This is a genomic window from Paenibacillus sp. FSL M7-1455, from assembly GCF_038004655.1.
In the GTDB taxonomy this organism is placed as follows: Bacteria; Bacillota; Bacilli; order Paenibacillales; family Paenibacillaceae; genus Paenibacillus_AQ; species Paenibacillus_AQ cookii.
Genome location: NZ_JBBORO010000001.1, coordinates 934,207 through 954,157 on the forward strand (window position 1 = coordinate 934,207; position 19,951 = coordinate 954,157).

The 19,951-nt window shown below is 57.6% G+C and carries 22 protein-coding genes; 20 read left to right on the plus strand and 2 right to left on the minus strand.

Annotation, left to right across the window (positions count from 1 at the left end; genetic code table 11):
* Window positions 1–37 precede the first annotated feature (37 nt).
* On the plus strand, window positions 38–220 hold the full coding sequence (locus NYE48_RS04260) for an H-type small acid-soluble spore protein (protein ID WP_036709089.1): 183 nt from the start codon (window positions 38–40) through the stop codon (window positions 218–220).
* A gap of 274 nt (window positions 221–494) precedes the next feature.
* A complete protein-coding gene (locus NYE48_RS04265; RefSeq protein ID WP_246536892.1) occupies window positions 495–1,589 on the plus strand; it encodes an alpha/beta hydrolase family protein in 1,095 nt (364 codons plus the stop codon).
* 105 nt (window positions 1,590–1,694) lie between these two features.
* Here NYE48_RS04265 and NYE48_RS04270 read toward each other — a convergent pair whose 3' ends face one another.
* On the minus strand, window positions 1,695–2,237 hold the full coding sequence (locus NYE48_RS04270; protein ID WP_036709091.1) for a GNAT family N-acetyltransferase: 543 nt from the start codon (window positions 2,235–2,237) through the stop codon (window positions 1,695–1,697).
* A 334-nt stretch (window positions 2,238–2,571) separates the two neighbouring features.
* Between NYE48_RS04270 and NYE48_RS04275 the strand changes: the two genes are divergently transcribed.
* From NYE48_RS04275 to NYE48_RS04340, 14 genes are all read left to right on the plus strand, one after another.
* On the plus strand, window positions 2,572–3,450 hold the full coding sequence (locus NYE48_RS04275) for a LysR family transcriptional regulator (protein ID WP_212950225.1): 879 nt from the start codon (window positions 2,572–2,574) through the stop codon (window positions 3,448–3,450).
* Window positions 3,451–3,578: 128 nt separating this feature from the next.
* Complete coding sequence (locus NYE48_RS04280) at window positions 3,579–4,421, plus strand: transporter substrate-binding domain-containing protein (protein WP_340997065.1); 843 nt, start codon at window positions 3,579–3,581, stop codon at window positions 4,419–4,421.
* A gap of 42 nt (window positions 4,422–4,463) precedes the next feature.
* A complete protein-coding gene (locus NYE48_RS04285) occupies window positions 4,464–5,249 on the plus strand; it encodes an amino acid ABC transporter permease (RefSeq protein WP_212950229.1) in 786 nt (261 codons plus the stop codon).
* Window positions 5,246–5,956, plus strand: a complete 711-nt coding sequence (locus NYE48_RS04290; protein WP_036709098.1) for an amino acid ABC transporter permease — start codon at window positions 5,246–5,248, stop codon at window positions 5,954–5,956. Before NYE48_RS04285 ends, NYE48_RS04290 begins: the two co-directional genes overlap by 4 nt.
* Complete coding sequence (locus tag NYE48_RS04295) at window positions 5,953–6,705, plus strand: amino acid ABC transporter ATP-binding protein (RefSeq protein ID WP_036709101.1); 753 nt, start codon at window positions 5,953–5,955, stop codon at window positions 6,703–6,705. Before NYE48_RS04290 ends, NYE48_RS04295 begins: the two co-directional genes overlap by 4 nt.
* 12 nt (window positions 6,706–6,717) lie before the next feature.
* Entirely contained in the window at window positions 6,718–7,734 is a 1,017-nt protein-coding gene (locus NYE48_RS04300) for an LLM class flavin-dependent oxidoreductase (protein WP_340997068.1), read from the plus strand.
* A 69-nt stretch (window positions 7,735–7,803) separates the two neighbouring features.
* The gene (locus NYE48_RS04305) at window positions 7,804–8,985 is read left to right on the plus strand and encodes a M20 peptidase aminoacylase family protein (RefSeq protein WP_052146928.1); all 1,182 of its coding nucleotides are present in this window, start codon (window positions 7,804–7,806) and stop codon (window positions 8,983–8,985) included.
* A 2-nt stretch (window positions 8,986–8,987) separates the two neighbouring features.
* Complete coding sequence (gene solA, locus NYE48_RS04310) at window positions 8,988–10,160, plus strand: N-methyl-L-tryptophan oxidase (protein ID WP_340997070.1); 1,173 nt, start codon at window positions 8,988–8,990, stop codon at window positions 10,158–10,160.
* A gap of 3 nt (window positions 10,161–10,163) precedes the next feature.
* Window positions 10,164–10,643, plus strand: a complete 480-nt coding sequence (locus NYE48_RS04315) for a DinB family protein (RefSeq protein WP_036709113.1) — start codon at window positions 10,164–10,166, stop codon at window positions 10,641–10,643.
* A gap of 57 nt (window positions 10,644–10,700) precedes the next feature.
* Window positions 10,701–12,038 (plus strand): LLM class flavin-dependent oxidoreductase, encoded by a 1,338-nt coding sequence (locus NYE48_RS04320; protein ID WP_340997072.1) that lies wholly within the window; start codon window positions 10,701–10,703, stop codon window positions 12,036–12,038.
* A gap of 63 nt (window positions 12,039–12,101) precedes the next feature.
* The gene (ssuE, locus tag NYE48_RS04325) at window positions 12,102–12,674 is read left to right on the plus strand and encodes an NADPH-dependent FMN reductase (protein ID WP_340997074.1); all 573 of its coding nucleotides are present in this window, start codon (window positions 12,102–12,104) and stop codon (window positions 12,672–12,674) included.
* Between the two features lie 70 nt (window positions 12,675–12,744).
* A complete protein-coding gene (locus NYE48_RS04330; protein WP_212950238.1) occupies window positions 12,745–13,821 on the plus strand; it encodes an LLM class flavin-dependent oxidoreductase in 1,077 nt (358 codons plus the stop codon).
* 166 nt (window positions 13,822–13,987) lie between these two features.
* Window positions 13,988–14,773 carry a DUF2785 domain-containing protein gene (locus NYE48_RS04335; RefSeq protein ID WP_340997078.1) on the plus strand — a complete coding sequence of 262 codons (786 nt, stop codon included), beginning with the start codon at window positions 13,988–13,990 and terminating at the stop codon, window positions 14,771–14,773.
* An 80-nt stretch (window positions 14,774–14,853) separates the two neighbouring features.
* The gene (locus NYE48_RS04340; RefSeq protein WP_212950240.1) at window positions 14,854–15,414 is read left to right on the plus strand and encodes a DUF4256 domain-containing protein; all 561 of its coding nucleotides are present in this window, start codon (window positions 14,854–14,856) and stop codon (window positions 15,412–15,414) included.
* Between the two features lie 339 nt (window positions 15,415–15,753).
* Here the strand turns inward: NYE48_RS04340 and NYE48_RS04345 are convergent, their stop codons facing one another.
* On the minus strand, window positions 15,754–16,491 hold the full coding sequence (locus NYE48_RS04345) for an alpha/beta fold hydrolase (protein ID WP_340997081.1): 738 nt from the start codon (window positions 16,489–16,491) through the stop codon (window positions 15,754–15,756).
* 219 nt (window positions 16,492–16,710) lie between these two features.
* On the opposite strand from NYE48_RS04345, the gene tsaE reads away from it, so the two are divergent.
* Genes tsaE through tsaD form a run of 4 tightly spaced genes read left to right on the plus strand, consistent with a single transcriptional unit; the run spans window position 16,711 to window position 19,547 of the window.
* Window positions 16,711–17,196, plus strand: a complete 486-nt coding sequence (gene tsaE, locus NYE48_RS04350; protein ID WP_212950278.1) for a tRNA (adenosine(37)-N6)-threonylcarbamoyltransferase complex ATPase subunit type 1 TsaE — start codon at window positions 16,711–16,713, stop codon at window positions 17,194–17,196.
* Window positions 17,193–17,963, plus strand: a complete 771-nt coding sequence (gene tsaB / locus NYE48_RS04355; RefSeq protein WP_340997082.1) for a tRNA (adenosine(37)-N6)-threonylcarbamoyltransferase complex dimerization subunit type 1 TsaB — start codon at window positions 17,193–17,195, stop codon at window positions 17,961–17,963. Before tsaE ends, tsaB begins: the two co-directional genes overlap by 4 nt.
* A gap of 16 nt (window positions 17,964–17,979) precedes the next feature.
* A complete protein-coding gene (rimI, locus tag NYE48_RS04360; RefSeq protein ID WP_340997085.1) occupies window positions 17,980–18,498 on the plus strand; it encodes a ribosomal protein S18-alanine N-acetyltransferase in 519 nt (172 codons plus the stop codon).
* A complete protein-coding gene (gene tsaD, locus NYE48_RS04365; RefSeq protein ID WP_340997087.1) occupies window positions 18,498–19,547 on the plus strand; it encodes a tRNA (adenosine(37)-N6)-threonylcarbamoyltransferase complex transferase subunit TsaD in 1,050 nt (349 codons plus the stop codon). The genes rimI and tsaD overlap by 1 nt, the downstream gene beginning before the upstream one ends.
* The last annotated feature ends 404 nt before the right edge of the window (window positions 19,548–19,951 follow it).

The window sequence follows — 19,951 nt, forward strand, 5'->3', positions numbered from 1 at the left end:
ATTATTAGCGAAAACATATACCGAAAGGATGATGACGATGGACGTTAAACGCGCCATGGAAATTTACACCGACAAAGAGCATACGTTCGAAGTGAAGCTGGAAGGACAACCGGTCTGGATCGAAAACGTCGATGAGCAAAACGGCATGGCGACGGTGCAGGTCGGATCCCGGCCGACCAACACGCAAACCGTGAAAGTGGAGCGTTTGCAGGAAGGCTGACGGAATGAAGCGAAAAAGCCCGAGGGACCCCGAAGCAGGGGAATCGGGCTTTTTTGTGCGTTTGGGACTGCGGCGGAAGGCTGAATCTATTGTCCGCTTTGCAGCATGGTAGATTCGCCTGTGGAAAAGAGAGAGGTTCATGCCCAAGATCGTCATTGATCCGGCAAAAGGCTTTTGATACAATCTTCCCGACAAAAGCCTTGCGCGAGAACGATGCTTCGATGGATTCCACACCTGCGAGTGAGAGGCTGCAAAAACAGTAGGATTCGGAAAGGTGCTGAAGCTGATGATGCCGGGAAATGACATGACGGAGGTTGCCGCCGGAAAAAAGGAAGCCGGAAGATGGTGCCCGGATTCGTATTTGAAGCAGCTGGCCGCGAAGGGGGCGGAGCGTGCGTTTCGCCCGGGGACCGATTGGCCAAGCTGGAGGAAGGCGTTGAAGGAGCGGGTTGCGTCCCTGTTGGGCGGGTTTCCCGAACGCGCAGCGGCGCTTGATCCGGTCGTTCTGGAACGGACGGCGTTCGGCGACCATATCCGGGAGCGGGTCGAAATCACGACTTGCGAGGGCTTGCGGATGCCGATCTACGTCCTGCTTCCCTTGGATGCGCATGCCAAGCCGCGGCCCGTCATCGTGGCTTTGCACGGCCACGGGTACGGCAGCCGGGAAATCGTCGGTTTGGAGCCGGACGGAACGGAGCGGAGCGGGGAGCCGGGGCTGCACAAGGATTTTGCGCTGGACCTTGTAAGGCGCGGATTCGTCGTGGCCGCCCCGGAGCTTCTCGGCTTCGGCGACCGCAGGCTGGCGGAGGATCTGGACGGCGATCCGAAAAAAAGCTCCTGCCACCTCCTCGCCCTTCATTTGCTGATGGCGGGCCGCACGCTGGCCGGCTATCGCGTCTATGAAACGATGCGGGCGGTCGATTACGCGCAGACCCGAACGGAGGCGGTTGCGGATCGGATCGGGTGCATGGGCATATCCGGCGGGGGACTGGTCGCCTCCTTTGCGTCGGCGCTGGACGAACGGATCGGCGCGGCGGTCGTCAGCGGTTACGCCAATACGTTCGAAGACAGCATTTTAAGCCGCAGCCACTGCATCGACAACTATGTCCCGGGGATCATGCCGGAGGCGCGGATGGCCGACGTGATCGGCCTGATTGCGCCGAGGGCCCTGTTGCTGGAAACGGGAAGCGAAGACCGGGTGTTTCCGCGGGAAGGCGCGGTGAAGGCATATGCCGCCTTGGAAGAAATTTACGAAGCTGCGGGCGCGAAGGATCGGCTGGCAGCGGATTTCTTTGACGGAGGTCATGAAATCAGCGGCCGGATGGCTTATGATTGGCTCGAGCGACAGCTTAAGGGGAGCGGGCTATAATCGGATGTGACTGCACCTTGATGCGCTCCTGCAGAGCCTCCGGATGGATATGGAATTTTTAAAGGAGATCCCGCCACAACCTGGGCGGGCACCTCCTTTTTTTTCCTATACCACCCGATCCAGCAGCGGCGTCGAAGGCAAGTCAAGCCGATACCCCTTCACAAGCGTCTCCCCGTTCCGCATGTCCGTTTCGTAAGCCCGTTCGAAGCCCAGTCGTTCGTACAGCTGGACGGCGGAAGCCATCATGTCGGAGGTGTGCAAATGCAAGGTCGAAGCGCCGAGCAACACCGCTCTGCGCGCGGCCTCCCGGATCAGGAGCGTGGCGATGCCGCGTCCGCGGTATGCGGGCGAAACGGCCAACAGCCGGATGATCGGCGCGTGGATGCCCAATTCGGGTCTGCCGTAGGCTGCCTCCGAGGATAAGAACAATTGGACGCTGCCGACGATTACGCCGTCGAGCACGGCCACGAGCCGGGCATATGGACCGTTTCCGTAGACGGAGTTGCGGATGGAATCCCGGTATTCCTCCCAGCGGGACCGGGGAAGATCGAAGGCATATTGCTGGTAAGCTTCGAGCATAACCTGCGCGATGTTCTCCTGCTCGAATTCCTCCGCGTCGCGGATGACGATTTCGGTTGCTGCAGTCATCGGATTCACTCCTTTTCTCGCTTTCTTCGAATTTGATATCCAGTATAACGTTTAAAACCAAGTAAACCTATATGGAATTATAAATATTGATTCCCTTATTAAAAAAATCAATCCTACGGTCTGAGGAGCAGGAGCCCGAACGAAAGCGGTCATTCGCGATTTGTCATGCGATGCCGGACAGCTTGAAGGGATTTTCTGCCTCTTTTGGGATTGACAATAAAATTCCAACTCCCTAAGATAAAAATAATTTATGGAAACGGCGCCGAGTTAAAACCATGTAATTTTATAAGAATAATAAGTATTTGATTTATAATCCATAGGAGGTGGATGTCTCTTGAATATCGAAAATCTCGAAGCCTTTGTGTACATCAATCACTACGGCAGCTTCAACAAGGCGGCGGATGTGCTCTTTTTGTCCCAGCCGACCGTCACCGCCCGGATCCAGTCGCTGGAGCGGGAGCTGGATTGCAAGCTTTTCGACCGCTTCGGCAAACAGATTCATCTGACGGACAAAGGCAAGCAGTTCCTTCCCTATGCCCAGCAAATTCTTCAGACGTACCAAAAAGGCAAACATCAACTCCACTCCAAACGGGTGATGCCCAATGAACTGCGGATCGGATGCACGGTCTCGGTGTCGAATTATTTGATGCCTTACCTGCTCACGCGGCTGAGCGAAAGGTTTGCGGATATCAAATTCAAAATAACGACCGCCGCGACGGATGAACTTGCCGGCAAACTGGCTTCCGGCGAGCTCGATTTGGCTTTCGTGCGCAAGCTGATGAATCCCGCCTTTCAGACCTACTCTTTTTTCGAAGATCCGATCCGTTTGTACGTTTATCAGGGCCACCCGCTGGCGATGGCCGAAAGGGCGTCGATCCGGGACATCCGGCACGAAAAGCTGATCTTCTTCGAGTGCGGCTCCCTCGATTGGATGCGAATCCACCGCGTGTTCGAGAGCCTGGAGCAGCCCCCGGGCATCGTCTATCAGGTCGACAATTCGGAGACCGCCAAAAAACTGGTGCTGCGCGGAGCCGGAATCTGCTTCCTTCCCGGATTATGCGTGCAGCAGGAAGTCAAAGCCGGGCTGCTCGTCCCCGTCGACATTACCGAAACGGCCGGAATCGCCCTGCAAACGAACCTCATCACGTTGACCGGCGAGCATACGGAAATCGCGGAAGCGCTTCTGGAATGGGGCGGGTTCCCGCCGGATTAAGGATTTGCATCCAAGAATAGAAAAACTCTATTAGACGCGTGCGGCGAATCGCGGTAAAGTTAATGTCAACCAATTCATACTAAACAGATTGGAATTTATTAAATTGGATGATAAAAGGGGATGAGATCATGCGAAAAACATGGACATGGGCCGCTTTGCTGCTGCTTGCGGGGGTGATGGCCGGATGCGGAACGGGTGCCGGCAAAACGGCGGACTCGTCGAAGGAAGGCACCGCCGCGGCATCTTCGGGAGACGTCAAAAAAATCGTGGTCGGCACCGGGACGAATTTTCCGAAGGTATGCTTTATCGACGAAAACGGCAAGCTGACCGGCTTTGACGTCGAACTGGTCCGGGAAATCGACAAGCGGCTGCCGCAATACGAATTCGAGCTGCAGACCCAGGAGTTCGCCAATCTCCTCCTCAGCCTGGAGACGAAAAAAATCGATTTTGTCGCGCACGAGATGGAAAAAAATCCGGAACGCGAACAAAAATATCTGTTCAACAAAGAGCCTTACGCCCACTGGCGGAACAAAATCATCGTGGCCAAAGACAATGATTCCATCCATTCGCTGGACGATTTGAAAGGCAAAAAGGTGCTGACCGGAGCGACAAGCGCCGCAGCGCAAATTTTGGAGAACTACAACAAGAAAAACAACAACGCGATCAACATCGTGTATCAAAGCGGGGCGGCGCAGGATTCGGTAAGCCAGATCACAGGCGGACGCGTCGAAGCCACGATCGGCGCCGATTTCTCGCTGCCGCTGATCGATCCGCAGGGCAAGCTGAAAACGACCGGCGAGGACTTGTCCGATGCGGATATCCTGTTCGTTTTCCGCAAAAACGATCCGGAGGCGCAGAAGCTGGCGGACGACATCGACGGCGCCATCAAGGAATTGAAGACGGACGGCACGCTGGGCAAACTCAGCAAGCAGTGGCTGGGCGACGACTTTACCGCCGATTCCAAGCCGTAAGCGGGGCTAAACATTGGCCGAGAGGCAGGAAGGAGGAAGCTCATGGGAGCGCCGTTTGATTACACGTATATTTTCAGCTATTTTCCAAAGCTGCTGTCGACGCTGGGCATGACGCTGCTGATCGTGGCAGGTTCGCTTCTGGTAGGGATCGTCGTCTCTTTTCTCATCGCCCTTCCCCGTCTGTATCGGATTCCGGTGTTGAACGGGCTAGCCAGGGTCTACGTCTCCTTTTTCCGCGGGACCCCGATCTTGATCCAGCTGTTCCTGTTTTATTACGGCCTTCCCGAGATCCTAAAGCTGGTTCAGATCGACATGTCCAAAGCTCCGGTGCTCGTATTCGTCATTTTGACTTACGGCCTTCATACCAGCGCATTCATGTCGGAGACGATTCGGGCTTCGGTGACGGCGGTGGACCGGGGACAGGTGGAAGCGGCGTATGCCATTGGGATGAAGGGGTATCAGGCGTTCAGCCGGATCGTGCTGCCCCAGGCGCTTGCGATTGCGGTTCCGGTGTTCTCGAACCTTGTGATCGCGCTGCTCAAGGACACGTCGCTCGCATTCACGCTGGGCGTGATGGAAATGACGGGCAAAGCAGACACGCTGGGGGCGCTGACGCAGCATTTCGTCGAAGCCTACATCTCGCTATCGCTGATTTATCTGGCCGTCAGCCTGACGCTGGAGAAGCTGCTGCGGATCGCGGAGCGCCGTTTGCTGCGGCATGAGCTGCCCGATCCTGCGGGGCAAAGACGGTTCCGGCTGCAAAGAAAACGCGGTTACCGGCGGCTGATCGCGGGCATCGGTTCAGGCAAAGGAGGAGCGGAAGCATGAAAATCGATCCTTCTTTTATCTGGACTGCTTTTACCCAGCTGCTGCCGTCGATTCCCACGACGCTGGCGATTACGGCCGTATCCGTTTCGTGCGGGTTTATCATCGGCCTGATCGCAGCGCTGCTTCGGATCTACAAAGTCCCCGTCCTGGGGCAGATCGCATCCGGTTACGTGACCTTTATCCGCGGCACCCCGATGCTTACGCATTTGCTGCTCATTTATTTCGGGCTGCCGATGCTGCTTGGCGCCGTGTCCGCCCAGTTCGGATGGAAGTTCCAACCGTCCTCGATCCCGATGATCGGTTTTGCTTTCATCTCCTTTTCCATAACGGCGGGGGCGTATATGTCGGAAGTGATCCGAGCGGGGCTGCTCGCGGTGAACCGGGGCCAGCTGGAAGCGGCCTATTCGATCGGGATGACGACGCCGCAGGCGCTGCGGCGGATCGTTTTCCCGCAGGCATTGGGCGCAAGCCTGCCGAACCTGTCCAATTCCGTCATCGGCATGCTGCACGGCTCCACGCTTGCTTTTGCCGTATCCGTGGTGGAAATCAACGCGAAGGCGCAGATCGTGGCGTCGACCAACTGGAAGTTTTTCGAAGCCTATTTGGCCGCGGCCGTCATTTTTTGGGGGCTGACGCTCTTGATCGAACGGCTGACCGCGGTCATCGAGAAACGAATCAATATGTACAATCGGGGGGGAGTGGCATGATCAAGCTGACCCGTATCACCAAGTCCTTCGGGCGCCAGCAAGTCTTGAAGGGCATCGACCTGACCGTGCAAAAAGGCGAGGTGGTCGTGATTCTGGGCCCCAGCGGTTCGGGGAAAACGACGCTCCTGCGCTGCGTGAACATGCTGGAAAAGCCGAACGACGGCGTGATCACGGTCGGGGATTACACCTTGGACTGCAAGCGTGCAGGCAAAAAGGACGTCTACCGGCTCCGCCAAAAATCGGCGATGGTGTTTCAGCAATACAATCTGTTCAAACATAAAACGGCGCTTGAAAACGTGATGGAAGGCCTTGTCGTCGTGAAAAAGCTGCCGAAAGAAGAAGCGAAAGCCCGCAGCATCGCGGTGCTGGAAAAGGTAGGGCTTGGCGGCAAGCTGGATGCTTACCCGAGCCAGCTTTCCGGCGGACAGCAGCAGCGGGTCGGGATTGCCCGGGCGCTGGCGCTCGAACCCGAAGTCATCCTGTTCGACGAACCGACGTCGGCGCTGGATCCGGAGCTGGTCGGCGAGGTGCTGGCCGTCATCCGGAAAATCGCGAAGGAAGGCATCACGATGATCGTCGTCACGCACGAGATGGGGTTTGCCCGGGACGTGGCGAATCACGTGGTGTTTATGGACGGGGGCGTCATCGTCGAGGAAGGCAAGCCGTCGGAGATTTTCAACCATCCCCGCGAGGAGCGGACGAAGCAATTTCTGCAGCGGATCACGCCGGAACTTAACTATAGCATTTAGGAGGACAAAACTATGGCGATTACGATAAGCGTTCTCGATCAAAGCCCGATTTACCCGGGGGAAACGGGAGCCGAAGCCCTGGCGCGCACGGTGCTGCTGGCGCAGGAATCGGAGCGGCTTGGATTCCGTCGTTTCTGGGTGTCGGAGCACCATGATTCCGAGCAGCTGGCAGGCTCCTCCCCGGAGGTGCTGATCTCCTATCTGCTGGCCAAGACGAATCGCATCCGCATCGGCTCGGGCGGCGTCATGCTGCAGCATTACAGCCCGTACAAGGTGGCCGAAAACTTCAACGTGCTCGCCTCCCTGGCGCCGGGGCGCGTCGATCTTGGCATCGGTCGCGCGCCGGGCGGCTTGCCCCGCAGCACGCAGGCGCTGCAGCGCGGAAATGCCGATGCCGCCTCCTTGACGGACAAAATCGCCGAATTGGACGGCTATGTGCATAACCGCCTGGCCCCGGATCATCCTTTGGCCGGGCTGAAAGCCGTCCCGCTGGCGGAGCGGCCCGCTGAAATTTATGTGCTGGGCGCCAGCGTCGGCAGCGCGGAAATCGCGGCCGGCCTTGGACTGCCGTATGTGTTCTCCTTGTTTATCAACGGGGATGAAAACGTGGCGTTCGAAGCGATCCGGAAATACCGGGAGGGCTTTAACGCTGAACGCGGAACCCGGCCGCAGGCGATTATAGCGCTTGCCGTGGTCGTAGCCGATACGGAGGAGGAAGCGGAGAGCCTGGTCGCCTCCCAGAAGCTGGTGAAGATCCATCTGTCCAGCGGCAAAACGCTGACGCTCGGCACCCGCGAGCAAGCGGAGGAATTCGGCCGGCAGGCCGGCGAGCCGTATACGATCGAGGAGCAGGAGCCGTTGATCACCAAAGGGACGAAGGCCTCCGTAAGAGCGAAGCTAGAGGCGCTGCAGCGGTCGTTCGGCGTGGATGAAATCATCGTGACAAGCAACATCGCTCCGTTCGAGAAACGTCTCCGTTCCTTCGAACTGCTGGCCGAGGCCTTGAACGGGGCGGTTGCGGAGGTATAAAAATTCGGGTCGGGCATGGCCTGCATTTGGCGATGGCTGCCGGCCTTCATTTTACAGGAGGTGGAAATGATGACGGGACATCAACTGGAGCCGGTGGCCGAAACCGGTTATGACAAATTCATAAACATACGCCGGCGTTTGCACCAATATCCGGAGCTGTCGAACGAGGAGTTCGAAACGACGAAGTCGATCCGGGCATGGCTTGAGGAAGCGGAGATCCGCATCCTGGATTACCCCTTGGCGACAGGCGTCGTAGCCGAAGTCGGTGGCCGGAAGCCCGGACCCGTGATCGCGCTGCGCGCGGACATCGACGCGCTGCCGGTCCAGGAGGAGACGGGGCTGCCTTTTGCCTCCAAAATCCCCGGGAAAATGCATGCCTGCGGGCATGATTTCCATACCGCCGCGTTGATCGGAACGGCGTATGCCCTGAAAGAAAAGGAAAACGAGCTGGAGGGAACGGTCAGGCTCATTTTTCAGCCGGCCGAGGAAAAAGCCAAGGGAGCCAAGCAGGTGATCGACGCCGGGGCGCTCGAAGGGGTGCAGGCCATCTTCGGCATGCACAACAAGCCGGATTTGCCGGTCGGAACCGTCGGCATCAAAGGCGGGCCGCTCATGGCCGCCGCGGACGGCTTTGCCGTCGAAATCGAAGGGAAGGGCTCGCACGCGGCCGTTCCGGAGGCCGGGCTCGATCCGATCGTCACGGCCGCCCATGTCATTACGGCGCTGCAGTCCGTCGTCAGCCGGAACGTGAGCGCCCTGCAGAGCGCGGTGATCAGCGTGACCCAGCTCCATAGCGGAGCGTCCTGGAACGTGATCCCGGACCGGGCGGTGCTGGAAGGAACGATCCGGACGTTCGACGAGACGGTACGCGAACGGGTGCTGGAGCGCTTCAGCCAGGTGGTCGAAGGCGTGACGGCCGCTCTCGGCGCCAGCGCCGGCGTGCGCTGGATCGAGGGGCCGCCGCCGGTGAACAACGACGAGGCGCTGGCGGAACTCGGCCGGGAGGCGGCGGCCGCCGCCGGGCTTCGCGCCGTGGTCCCCGCGCCGTCGCCGGCAGGCGAAGATTTTGCCGTCTATCAGCGGAAGGTTCCGGGATTGTTCGTGTTCATGGGGACGGCGGGTACGCAGGAGTGGCATCATCCGGCGTTTACGCTCGACGAAGCGGCGCTTCCGGTCAGCATCCGTTTTTTTGCCGAATTGGCCGAACGCGCATTGGCGCAGCTCCGAGCCGCCGGAGGTGAGCGGAGATAACCATGATCCAAAGCTATGACGTCATCATCGTCGGAGCGGGCTCCATGGGCATGAGCGCCGGTTATCATCTGGCCAGGCGGGGCGTGCGGACGCTGCTGATCGATGCCTTCGACCCGCCGCACCGGGAAGGGAGCCATCATGGGGAACCCCGGTTGATCCGCCATGCTTACGGAGGCCACCCCGTTTACACGGAACTGGCCGTTCATGCCCACCGGCTGTGGAACGAGCTTGAGGATCAGGCGGAAACCCAGCTTCTGGTGCAGTCCGGCGTCCTCAATATGGCGGACCCGAAGCTTCATAATTTTCATGGCCGCCTGGCGGAAGCCGCGAAACACGACGTTACCGCCGTCAAGCTGAATGCGGACGAAGTTCGCAGGCGCTGGCCGGGTTTGGCGATTCCGGATCATTTCGAAGCGATGTTTGAGCCGGCGGCCGGGTACCTCCGCAGCGAAGCATGCGTCGACGCCTACAAAAGGTTGGCGTTGGCCTACGGAGCCGAGCTGCTGACGCATTCGGCCGTTACCGGCATTACGGCCCGGAGAGGCAGCGTCGTGGTCCATACCCGAAACGGCAAATTTCACGGAGCCGCGGCGATTTTGACCGCAGGGGCATGGTTCGGAACGCTGGCACCGTTCGTTTCCATCCCGGTGAGGGCGGTCCGCAAGACGGTCGGCTGGTTCGAAACCGCAGGTCCGGATTACAAGGTTGGGAGATTTCCGGGATTTACGCTGCATACGGAGGAAGGCGGGTTTTACGGCTTTCCGGATATCGGCGGGGCCGGGCTGAAAATCGGGCGGCATGACGCTGGAAGGGAGTGGAAGCCGGGTGAACCCTTCTTGCCCTTCGGAAGTTTTCCGGAAGACGAAGTGGATTTGCGCGCCGCCCTCGGGACATATATGCCCGGCGCGTCCGGGCGCCTGATCCAAGGCGCCGCATGCAAATACGAGCTTTCGCCGGACGAAGGGTTCATCATCGACAGGCACCCTCATTACCCGCATATTGTCGTCGCCGGGGGATTTTCCGGGCACGGCTTCAAATTTTCGAGCGTCGTCGGCGAACTTTGTTCGAAGCTCGTCATGGACGAGGAACCGCCGTATGATCTGGGCCCGTTTGCGCTTTCGCGTTTTTCGGGGCAGGCAGCGCCTGCGCCAAGCTTTGCACAAGGAGGAGAATGAAACATGAGCGAAGTGGATTTCGATGCTTTTTTGGACACCCATGGGCAGCTGGCCGAAGCGGTGGCCGGACTGAACGAGGAGCAGGCGAAATGGAAGCCCGCGCCGCAAATCTGGAGCGTGCAGGAGGTGGCTTCGCATCTCGTCGATCACAGCTTCGTGATTTCGTTCCGAATCCGGGACATTTTGGCGGGGACGGCGGCAAGGCTGCCGGCGTTCGATCAGGATGCCTGGGTGAGCGGCCAACATTCGAACGAAGGGCGGCTGTCCGACATTTTGGATGCCTTTCACGCGATTTTGGAGTACAACGCTTTGCTGATCGGACGGTTGAGTGAAGAAGAGCTGGAAAAGACCGGGGTCAACTTTAAAGGGGAGAGCGTCAGCATCAAGGCGATCATTCGCGGCTTCGTCCGTCATGTTCAAGGCCATCTCGGCCAGATCGAGCGGATTCGGCAGGCCGCTGCCCTTGCATTGGAAAAGGCATAAGGAAGGGCTTTGGTTGGAGGACCCGTTTCAGGGGATTTTCAAAAGGGAGGAATAATCATGGCAAAGCAAAAACAGTTGAAGCTGGGAGCTCTCCTGCACGGCGTCGGCGGAGGAACTTCGCTTTGGAGGCATCCGGACGTCGACCCGGCCGCAAGCGTCAATTTCGAACTGTACAAAAGCTGGGTCCGCAAGGCGGAAGAGGGCAAGCTGGACCTGATTTTTATCGCGGACGGCTTATACATTACCGAAAAATCGATTCCGCACTTCCTGAACCGCTTCGAGCCGATCACCCTCCTGAGCGCGCTTGCGGCCGTCAGCACGAACATCGGGCTTGTCGGCACCTTGTCCACTTCGTACAGCGAACCGTTTACGGTGGCCCGCCAGTTCGGTTCCCTCGACGTCATCAGCGGCGGGCGCGCCGGCTGGAACGTGGTCACCTCTCCGCTGGAAGGGTCTGCCCTCAATTACGGTAAAAAAGAACATCCGGATCACGACAAGCGTTACCGGATCGCCACGGAATTTCTCGAAGTGACGCGCGGCCTGTGGGATTCGTGGGAAGACGACGCGTTCGTTCGGAACAAGGAGACGGGCGTATTTTTCGACCGGGACAAAATGCATGAGCTGAACCATCAAGGGGAGTTTTTCTCCGTCAAAGGGCCTCTGAATATCGCCCGTTCCAAGCAGGGGGGGCCGGTCATCTTCCAAGCCGGTGCATCGGAGGTCGGCAAAAACTATGCCGCGAAGGAAGCGGACGCGATATTTGCGGGAGCCGAAAATTTGGAGGAGGCGCTGCGGTTTGCGCAGGACGTCAAAGCCCGCGCCGCGGCTTTCGGCCGGAACCCGGACGACGTGCTGATTTTTCCCGGCATCGGCCCGATCATCGGCCGCACGGAGGAGGAGGCGGAGCGCAAATATCAGGAGGTGGCGAGCCTCGTGACGATCGAAAATGCGCTCGACTATTTGGGGCGGTTTTTCGAGCATCATGACTTTTCGCAATATCCGCTGGATGAGCCGTTTCCGGAGCTTGGGGATCTCGGCAAAAACAGCTTTCAGAGCAGCACGGACAAAATCAAACGGAACGCCAAGGAAAAAGGGCTTACGCTCCGGCAGGTGGCGCTCCAATCCGCAACGCCGCGCGGAAACTTCATCGGAACCGCGGAGCAGGTGGCCGATCGGATTCAGGAATGGTTCGAGGCCGGAGCAGCGGACGGATTCATGATCACGGCCGCCGTGCCGCGCGGGCTGGAGGATTTCGTGGATCAGGTGGTGCCGATCCTGCGGGAACGCGGATTGTTCAGAACGGAATACGAAAGCGACACGCTTAGGGGAAATCTCGGGCTTGCGGTGCCGGAGAACCGGTATACGAAAGCCAGGGCGGAAGCCGTCCGTTCCTGAACCGCGGCAACCCTATCAAGCGAAGAGTGACGGACGCAATAGTTCAACCTAAGGAGGATGAAGATGACTAAAATCGCTGTGATTGCAGGCAGTCCATCAAACGGATCCCGGTTATTCGGTTTGATCCAACATGCTACGGACCGGTTGGCCCGGGTGGGGTATGACGTCGATTTGATCTCCGCCGCGGACCTTCCGGCCGAAGAGCTGCTAAGGGCAAATTTCAACAGTCCCGCCATTCAAGAGGCGCTTTCCTCCGTCGACGAGGCAGACGCCGTGATCATTGCCAGCCCGGTGTTTAAAGCTTCCTATTCGGGGGCGCTGAAGACCGTTTTGGACCTTGTGCCGCAAAAGGGCTTCCAGGGCAAAATCGTACTGCCGCTATTTATCGGCGGGACGATCGCGCATCTGCTGGCCGTCGATTATGCGCTGAAGCCGGTCGTGGCCGCGCTAGGTGGCACGAATATCCTGGGCGGCGTATTCGCCGTCGACGGGTGGGTCAGCCGCACCGAACACGGGGGATACGAGCTGACCGAACAGCTGCGGGAACGGTTGGATGCGGCCATCGGCGACCTGATCGACGAGCTTGGGCATTATGCCTCTGCTCCGAATCGGACCGAGCAGGGGCAGGCGGTATGACGGCGCCGGGTTTTTACGCCGTTTGGGGATGCAGCCAGAAGTGGTCCGGCCTTAAGGGGGCAGGGATCTCATGAAGGTCGCATTATTCAGCTTGATGATGAACATCCCCAATGCCGTTACCGGCGAAACCTGGACGGCGCAGCAAAAGTTCCGGAACGTCATTCGCCAGGCCGTCCTCGCGGAAAAGCTCGGATTTGACGCTTACGGCGTCGGCGAGCGGCACGGCGCGCCGTTCCTATCCTCATCCCCCCCTGTCGTTCTGACCGCCATTGCGGCCCAAACGGCCCGCATCCGCCTGCTGACTACGGTGACGGTGCTGAGCGTGCTGGATCCGGTCCGGGTCGCCGAGGATTATGCGACGCTGGACCATCTGTCCGGAGGCCGGCTGGAGATGATTATCGGAAAGGGCAACGACCCGCGGCATTATCCGCTTTTCGGCATTACGGAAGAGGAGCAGTGGGAATCGATGGCGGAGCGTTACCGGCTGCTGAAACGATTATGGTCGGAGGAAAACGTATCGTGGGAAGGCAAATACCGCCCGCCTTTGGAGCAGGTGACGACATACCCCAGGCCTTATCAGAAGGCGATACCGGTATGGCACGGCAGCGCGTCCAGCACGCTTTCGACGGAGCTGGCGGCACAGTTCGGGGAACCGATTTTCTCCTCGAATTCGTTCCATCCGCAAGCCAAATACAAAGCGCTGATCGACCATTACCGCGAGCGGCTTGCCCATTACGGGCATGATCCGGCGCGCGCCGTCGTCGGTGCCGGATCGGGCAGCCTGTATCTCGCAGCGACGACGGAGGAGGCGATCCGCCGTTATCGGCCGTACTACAATGCATTCAGCGCGACCGAATCCTCGAAGCATAACCAATCGCCTTTCGTCAGCCTGGAGGACATGATCGATAACGGACCGGCTTTGATCGGCAGCCCGGAGCGGGTCATCGAGAAGGTGTTGAATTACCACGAAGCGTTTGGTCATCAGGTGCTGAGCATCAGCGTCGACGGACTGGCCGAATCGGAGCAGGAGGAGCAGCTGCAGCGTTTTGCCGAAGACGTGCTGCCCGTGCTCAAGCGGGAAATTCCAAGCGTGGTGTGGGAGCGCGGTCCGGTTTTGGCGGAAGAAGGGAAGGCGGTCGTTTCATAATCGGATGCAATCAAAGGCCCGCGGCGATTCGCGGGTCTTTTTAGGTATTTTTTATGATATTCAAGGGGATGCCCGGTTTGTTTTTTTTGCGATGAAATCCCCCTGAAATGCGAGGGACAAATCGGTTACACTATTCGTATAGCGGATAAGCGAGGGAGGAGTGAACATGAACGAGGAAGAAGCCAAGTTAAAAACGACATTGCTGCATTTGCGGGCTGGGCGGAAAGGAAGCGGGGATGATCTGCACCCGGAGCAGCTGCTTCCGGACATGTTAAAGCATATCGGCAGCACCGATCCAGAACTTAGGGACGATTTGATCTACAGTACGATTTGCCGCTGGACGAAGCAGCGGAACATTTCGCCTGCAGCTATGCGCAGGCTTTTGGTTTCCGCAATGGATAAGGATCATCTTTTTTTCAGGATCGGGGAAAAGGGGACGGATTCGGTATTTACCCGGTCTTTTTCGGCGCTTATTCTCCCCGTAGCGGTGTATATGCATAAACAGACCCCTTTTTTGCAGAAAGATGAATTGCAAGCCATGAATACAAAGCTCATTCAGTACCTGGATTTGGAGGCGGATTTGAGAGGTTACGTGGAGGGGAGAGGCTGGGCTCATGCGGCGGCGCATGCCGCGGACGGCTTCGAATCGCTTGCGGGATTGGAGCCGATGACGGGCTCGGATTTGCTGAGGATGCTGGAAGCGATCCGAAATAAGGTTTGCATCGGCAGCTACCTGTACATGAACGATGAAGACGAGCGCTTTGCCAACGCGGCAACGGTCATATTGATGCGCAACGCCGTGGCGGACGATGATATTGCTGACTGGATAAGCAAGATTGCCCGTGCCCCTTTGGCCGGCAGCATGACGGAGAACGAGACCTTGCGGGCCAACACGAAGCATTTTTTGCGCAGCTTGTATTTCAAAATGCTGAAAGAACCAGCAGTTGCTTAAGTATACGTCTTTTCTATTGGAGCAATTGGCTGGGTAGCTGAAATCAAGATACGGAAAATCAAGCGAAGGGAGGAACGAACATGACCAAGATCGAGTTATCGCCGGAGCAACGCGAAGGACTGCTCAAAACATTAAAAGCCCGTTTCGAAAAAAACATGAGCCGCCATACGGGTCTTGAATGGGCAGACGTACAAGCAAAACTCGAAGCAAATCCGGAAAAACTGTGGCCGCTCCATGAAATGGAAGCAACCGGCGGAGAGCCGGATGTTGTGGGTTATGACAGCAAGACGGGCGAATACATTTTTTACGATTGTTCGACCGAAAGCCCGAAAGGCAGGAGAAGCGTTTGTTACGACCGGGAAGCGCTGGAGTCCAGGAAAGAACATAAACCGAAAAACAGTGCTGTCGACATGGCCGCTGCCATGGGCATTGAGCTGTTAACGGAAGAGCAATACCGGGAACTGCAGCAGCTGGGCGATTTCGATATGAAGACGTCGAGCTGGGTGCTAACCCCCGAAAGGATTAGAAAACTCGGCGGGGCCCTCTTTTGCGACCGTCGCTACGACACGGTCTTCGTGTACCACAACGGGGCAGAATCCTACTATGCCGCAAGAGGGTTCCGCGGCTCGCTAAGGGTCTGAATGTTGGCGGCGGGTCGGCGCGCCGTCCGCAGGTCAACCGATACCATCAATGGAAAAGGGAATGTGCTGGAGAAGGTCTTTTGGGGACGTTCTCTTTTTGTTTGGCCTGACCAGAAATAAGCTCCAGTTGCGGAGTTGGATGCTTAAGAGAGTCTGATCGAGCGTTTGCGATGCAAAAAGCGTTTGGGGAACGCCGGAGCGGCCGCAATTTTAATGAAGAAAAAAACCGCTCGGCTCCATGAAGCTCCTCTCGCCTGACGGCAGTACAGCGCGCATCATGGAACCTTCGCATTTGGAACCGGCGCCTTGACACGATGGCTTCGGAGCCGCCGGATGATTTCACGACGCGGGGAGCCCGCCTAGAAACCGGAGAAGAATCGCGGACAGCTCGTCGGGATGGCTCAGCATGGGCAAATGCCCCGAGTTTATAGCCGCAGTCATGCAGCCTTCAAGGTTCTGGATCATCCGTTCCTGCAGCTTCGCCGGGAGTTCCCGATCCTGCTCAAGTCTAACGTATAGCGAGGGAATTCCGGCAGGCCAATGAGCATTTATTTTATCGGTATAGATGCGAAGGGGCTCAGGCGTGAAATGCTTTGCGATCTCCCCAGCCTGTTCCGGCGACAGGCCGCTGCACAGGCTTTTGCGAATCGCCTGCTCCGGCGGCCTCGTTCCGAACGTGCGCATTAACGCCGCCATGAGGATGCGTTGGGCCGGCGGGAATACGGAAAGAAAGGAACCGCCGTCCGCAGGGATGACCGCACCAACCGCCGCCAAACCGGCCACCTGGTCCAGGCGGTCCGCGGCAATCCGCAATGCGGGAACGCCGCCGAGCGAATGCGCGACGAGGATAAAGCGCTCCACGCCCCAGCGATCGATCTGGTTGTTGATGTCCGCGATGTACTCATGAAGCGACATCTTTTGCCTAATGGCATCTTCGGCTTGGCGAAAAGGAAAATCGATCGACAAACAGGGAACCGGAAGCCGATGCATAACCTGTTTCCAAATACCGCCGTTTAATCCGGCGCCGTGAATGAATACATATCCGGTTTGGGAGCCGGAATGATCGAATTTTTTCATAAAAAGTCCTCCTAAGCATGTTGGGTTTGGTGATGGGTCAATCCTTTGTTAACATCATACGACCGCTTCCCTGACAAAACCGGTCAGTGAAGTTCGGCCGTGCCGAAAATCGGGAAGATGGTCCCGTCCGTCCTTGCGGCAGCGAATACAGACCGATATAATTAAGGACAAGTTCATGCAAGGAATTGAAACCGAAGGTGGGTCAAGGTATTGGAACAGATTCAAAACGGGGAACCGTTTGTGTATACCTCTCTTCGTCCGCAGGATACCGAAGCGCTGGCGGCATGGCTGGCAAAAGCGGCGGTTCCCGGGACGGTCATCGGATTGGACGGAGATTTGGGAGCGGGCAAAACCGCTTTTTCGCAATTTTTCGCCAAACATTTGGGCGTCAAGGGCGTCGTCAACAGCCCGACCTTTACGATCATTAAAGAATATGAGGGGCGCCTGCCTTTCTACCATATGGATGTGTACCGGGTGTCTTTGGAGGAAGCGGAGGACCTGGGGCTTGACGAATATTTTTACGGCAGCGGGGTCAGCCTCGTCGAATGGTCGCAAATCGTCCGGGAGCTGCTGCCGGAGCAGCATCTGCATTTGTATATCGAGACGGTCGGCGAGACGGAGCGGAAAATTACGTTGCAGGGCTTTGGGCAGCCATATGAGGAATGGTGCGGAAGCCTGAAACAGAATGGAGTCTTTCAGGAATGAATCAACCACAAACACAGCCGCTGAAGCGGTTTTTGGCGTTGGATACGTCGACCGCTTGCCTTGCGCTTGCGGTGATGGAAAACGATAAGGTGCTTTATACGATCAAGGCTGCGGGAGAACGCAACCATTCGGTGCATTTGCTGCCGCTCGTTCAAAAAGGTCTGAGCGAAGCCGGAGTGGACGCATCCGCTTTGAACGGGATTGCGGTAGGGATCGGGCCGGGTTCGTATACCGGGACGCGGATTGCGGTAACGGCCGCCAAGACGTTGGCGTGGGCGTGGAACATTCCCGTCGCGGGCATTTCCAGCCTGCACGCCCTGGCATGGAGCGGCCTTTTGACGGCGGCTGCAGCAAGCACGGGCATAAACTGGGTGATCCCGATGATGGATGCCCGTCGCGGTCAGGCGTACACGGCATTGTTTCGGGCCAGAGGCACAGAGAAGCCGGCGCGCCTGCAAGAAGACGCCATTCGTCTGATGGAAAGCTGGGTCGGCGAAATCGGGCGGATCTGGAAAGAAACGCCGGCGGAGGAACAACCGGATGGCGTCTGGTTCGTCGGGGATGCGGGAAAACACGAACCCGCCATCGAACGTCTGCGCGCCCTGCTGGGAGACCGTCTTCATACCGCCGCTTGCGATATGGAGGGGGAACCGGTGGGCCGTTTGGGGTCTGACCGGCTGATGCAGGGAATCACCGACGACGTGCACGCGCTCGTGCCGAATTATACGCAGCTGGCGGAAGCTGAAAAGCTCCTGCGGAAGCCGTGAAGGGAGTTCGATAGTCATGGAGCAGGAGATGTATCCGAATCACGAAGGACTGTCCTTCCGCCAGATGGCGGTGGACGATATCCCGGATGTCATGGTGATCGAACATGAATCGTTTACGCTCCCCTGGACGGAGGAAGCATTCCGAAACGAGCTGACCCAGAACCATTTTGCGCGATACATGATCATGCAATATTTGGGACAGCCCGTAGGGTATGCCGGCATGTGGACCGTGATCGACGAAGCGCATGTGACCAACATCGCCGTTCTGCGGGCGTACCGCGGGCGGAAATGGGGGGAGCGCCTTTTGCGCGAACTGATGAAAACCGCCTCAGATCTGGGCATGCAGCGGATGACGCTTGAAGTCAGAGTGTCGAATGAAGTTGCGCAGAATTTATATCGTAAGCTGGGATTTAAGCCTGCAGGTCTCCGCAAAGGTTATTATATGGACAACCAGGAGGATGCCTTGATCATGTGGGCGGATCTGCCTGAGCGCGGCAGCGCGCAGGGAAGTAGGGAAGGAAGCGAAACGTACTGATGAGTGAAATTCATAACGAGTTGGAATCCTGCTATATATTGGCGGTCGAAACCAGCTGCGACGAGACTTCGGTGGCCGTCGTCAAGGACGGCAAAGAGGTTCTCAGCAACTTGATCGCCAGCCAGGTCGAAACCCATAAAGCCTTCGGCGGCGTCGTACCCGAGGTTGCCTCGCGCAAGCATGTCGAAAATGTTACGCTGATGCTGGAAGAAGCGGTGCGCAAAGCCGGCATCGGCCTAAACGATCTGTCGGCAATCGCCGTGACGCAAGGTCCGGGGCTGGTCGGCGCCCTGCTGGTCGGCGTCGTCGCGGCCACGAGCCTGTCGCTGGCGCTGAACAAGCCGCTGATCGGCACCCATCATATCGCCGGGCATATTTATGCCAACCGCCTTGTGGCGAATTTGGAATATCCGTGCATGGCATTGGTCGTTTCCGGCGGGCACACGGAGCTTGTCTACATGAAGTCCGAAGGAAACTTCGAGGTGATCGGGCGGACCCGGGACGATGCCGTCGGCGAGGCGTATGACAAAGTCGCGCGGGCGATCGGCTTTCCGTACCCCGGCGGGCCTCACGTGGACCGTCTCGCCCTGGAGGCGGAGGAGGCGGTGGATTTGCCGCGGGTATGGCTGGAGCCGGATTCCTACGATTTCAGCTTCAGCGGCTTGAAATCCGCGGTGCTGAACGTCGTCAACCAGCGCAAAATGCGCGGGGAGCCTATTCTGGAAAGCGTCATAGCGCGCGGTTTCCAGGAATCGGTCGTCGAGGTGCTGGTCACGAAGGCCATCCGGGCGGTCAGGGCCTATGAGGCCAAACAGCTGCTGCTCTGCGGCGGCGTCGCCGCAAACCGCGGGCTGCGCCAAGAACTGGAGCGGCAGTGCCGCGAGGAAGGCATCGAGCTCATCATTCCGCCGTTCGAATATTGTACCGACAACGCGGCCATGATCGGCGCTGCAGCCTATTTGAAGTGGAAAAAGGGGCAATTCGCCGGTTTGGACCTGAAGGCGATGCCGCAATTTTCGCTTGAAGCATGGTCGGTTCAGGAGTCCTAATCGAGCTTGTCCGCAAACCTGGCTGCCTGCAGTAGCGAGGTACAGTCTGCAGGCAGATGAAAATCGGCAAGAAGCACCGATATAGCACAGAAGCTCATGCCCGTACTTGGCAACAAGTACGGGCTTTTTTGCAGCATTCGACAAAGTTTTTGTCAAGTTGTGGACAAGATTATCCACATATTCGAGTAAATTTGTGTACAAACCCGCTATGGATGCGAAAACCATTGATTTCAAAGGGTTTTGAAAACGTGGATATGATTTTCATTTGGGACCCTTAAAAACTGTGGATAATGTGGATAGTTTAGTGGATAATAGTGGATATTCATTAAAAAGATGAATTTAATCCATAAAAAACGGCCCTGAGGGCCATTTTTTCAACCAGGTTATGCACCGTTTATGTGGAT

What these genes read in the sequence shown, in the direction of transcription:
- rimI (WP_340997085.1), top strand. Translation starts at nt 17,980, where the DNA reads ATGGAGCAGGAGATGTATCCGAATCACGAAGGACTGTCCTTCCGCCAG.
- NYE48_RS04285 (WP_212950229.1), top strand. Translation starts at nt 4,464, where the DNA reads ATGGGAGCGCCGTTTGATTACACGTATATTTTCAGCTATTTTCCAAAG.
- tsaD (WP_340997087.1), top strand. Translation starts at nt 18,498, where the DNA reads ATGAGTGAAATTCATAACGAGTTGGAATCCTGCTATATATTGGCGGTC.
- NYE48_RS04270 (WP_036709091.1), bottom strand. Translation starts at nt 2,237, where the DNA reads ATGACTGCAGCAACCGAAATCGTCATCCGCGACGCGGAGGAATTCGAG.
- NYE48_RS04305 (WP_052146928.1), top strand. Translation starts at nt 7,804, where the DNA reads ATGACGGGACATCAACTGGAGCCGGTGGCCGAAACCGGTTATGACAAA.
- NYE48_RS04330 (WP_212950238.1), top strand. Translation starts at nt 12,745, where the DNA reads ATGAAGGTCGCATTATTCAGCTTGATGATGAACATCCCCAATGCCGTT.
- NYE48_RS04300 (WP_340997068.1), top strand. Translation starts at nt 6,718, where the DNA reads ATGGCGATTACGATAAGCGTTCTCGATCAAAGCCCGATTTACCCGGGG.
- NYE48_RS04295 (WP_036709101.1), top strand. Translation starts at nt 5,953, where the DNA reads ATGATCAAGCTGACCCGTATCACCAAGTCCTTCGGGCGCCAGCAAGTC.
- NYE48_RS04290 (WP_036709098.1), top strand. Translation starts at nt 5,246, where the DNA reads ATGAAAATCGATCCTTCTTTTATCTGGACTGCTTTTACCCAGCTGCTG.
- tsaB (WP_340997082.1), top strand. Translation starts at nt 17,193, where the DNA reads ATGAATCAACCACAAACACAGCCGCTGAAGCGGTTTTTGGCGTTGGAT.
- solA (WP_340997070.1), top strand. Translation starts at nt 8,988, where the DNA reads ATGATCCAAAGCTATGACGTCATCATCGTCGGAGCGGGCTCCATGGGC.
- NYE48_RS04320 (WP_340997072.1), top strand. Translation starts at nt 10,701, where the DNA reads ATGGCAAAGCAAAAACAGTTGAAGCTGGGAGCTCTCCTGCACGGCGTC.
- ssuE (WP_340997074.1), top strand. Translation starts at nt 12,102, where the DNA reads ATGACTAAAATCGCTGTGATTGCAGGCAGTCCATCAAACGGATCCCGG.
- NYE48_RS04335 (WP_340997078.1), top strand. Translation starts at nt 13,988, where the DNA reads ATGAACGAGGAAGAAGCCAAGTTAAAAACGACATTGCTGCATTTGCGG.
- NYE48_RS04260 (WP_036709089.1), top strand. Translation starts at nt 38, where the DNA reads ATGGACGTTAAACGCGCCATGGAAATTTACACCGACAAAGAGCATACG.
- NYE48_RS04280 (WP_340997065.1), top strand. Translation starts at nt 3,579, where the DNA reads ATGCGAAAAACATGGACATGGGCCGCTTTGCTGCTGCTTGCGGGGGTG.
- NYE48_RS04345 (WP_340997081.1), bottom strand. Translation starts at nt 16,491, where the DNA reads ATGAAAAAATTCGATCATTCCGGCTCCCAAACCGGATATGTATTCATT.
- NYE48_RS04340 (WP_212950240.1), top strand. Translation starts at nt 14,854, where the DNA reads ATGACCAAGATCGAGTTATCGCCGGAGCAACGCGAAGGACTGCTCAAA.
- NYE48_RS04315 (WP_036709113.1), top strand. Translation starts at nt 10,164, where the DNA reads ATGAGCGAAGTGGATTTCGATGCTTTTTTGGACACCCATGGGCAGCTG.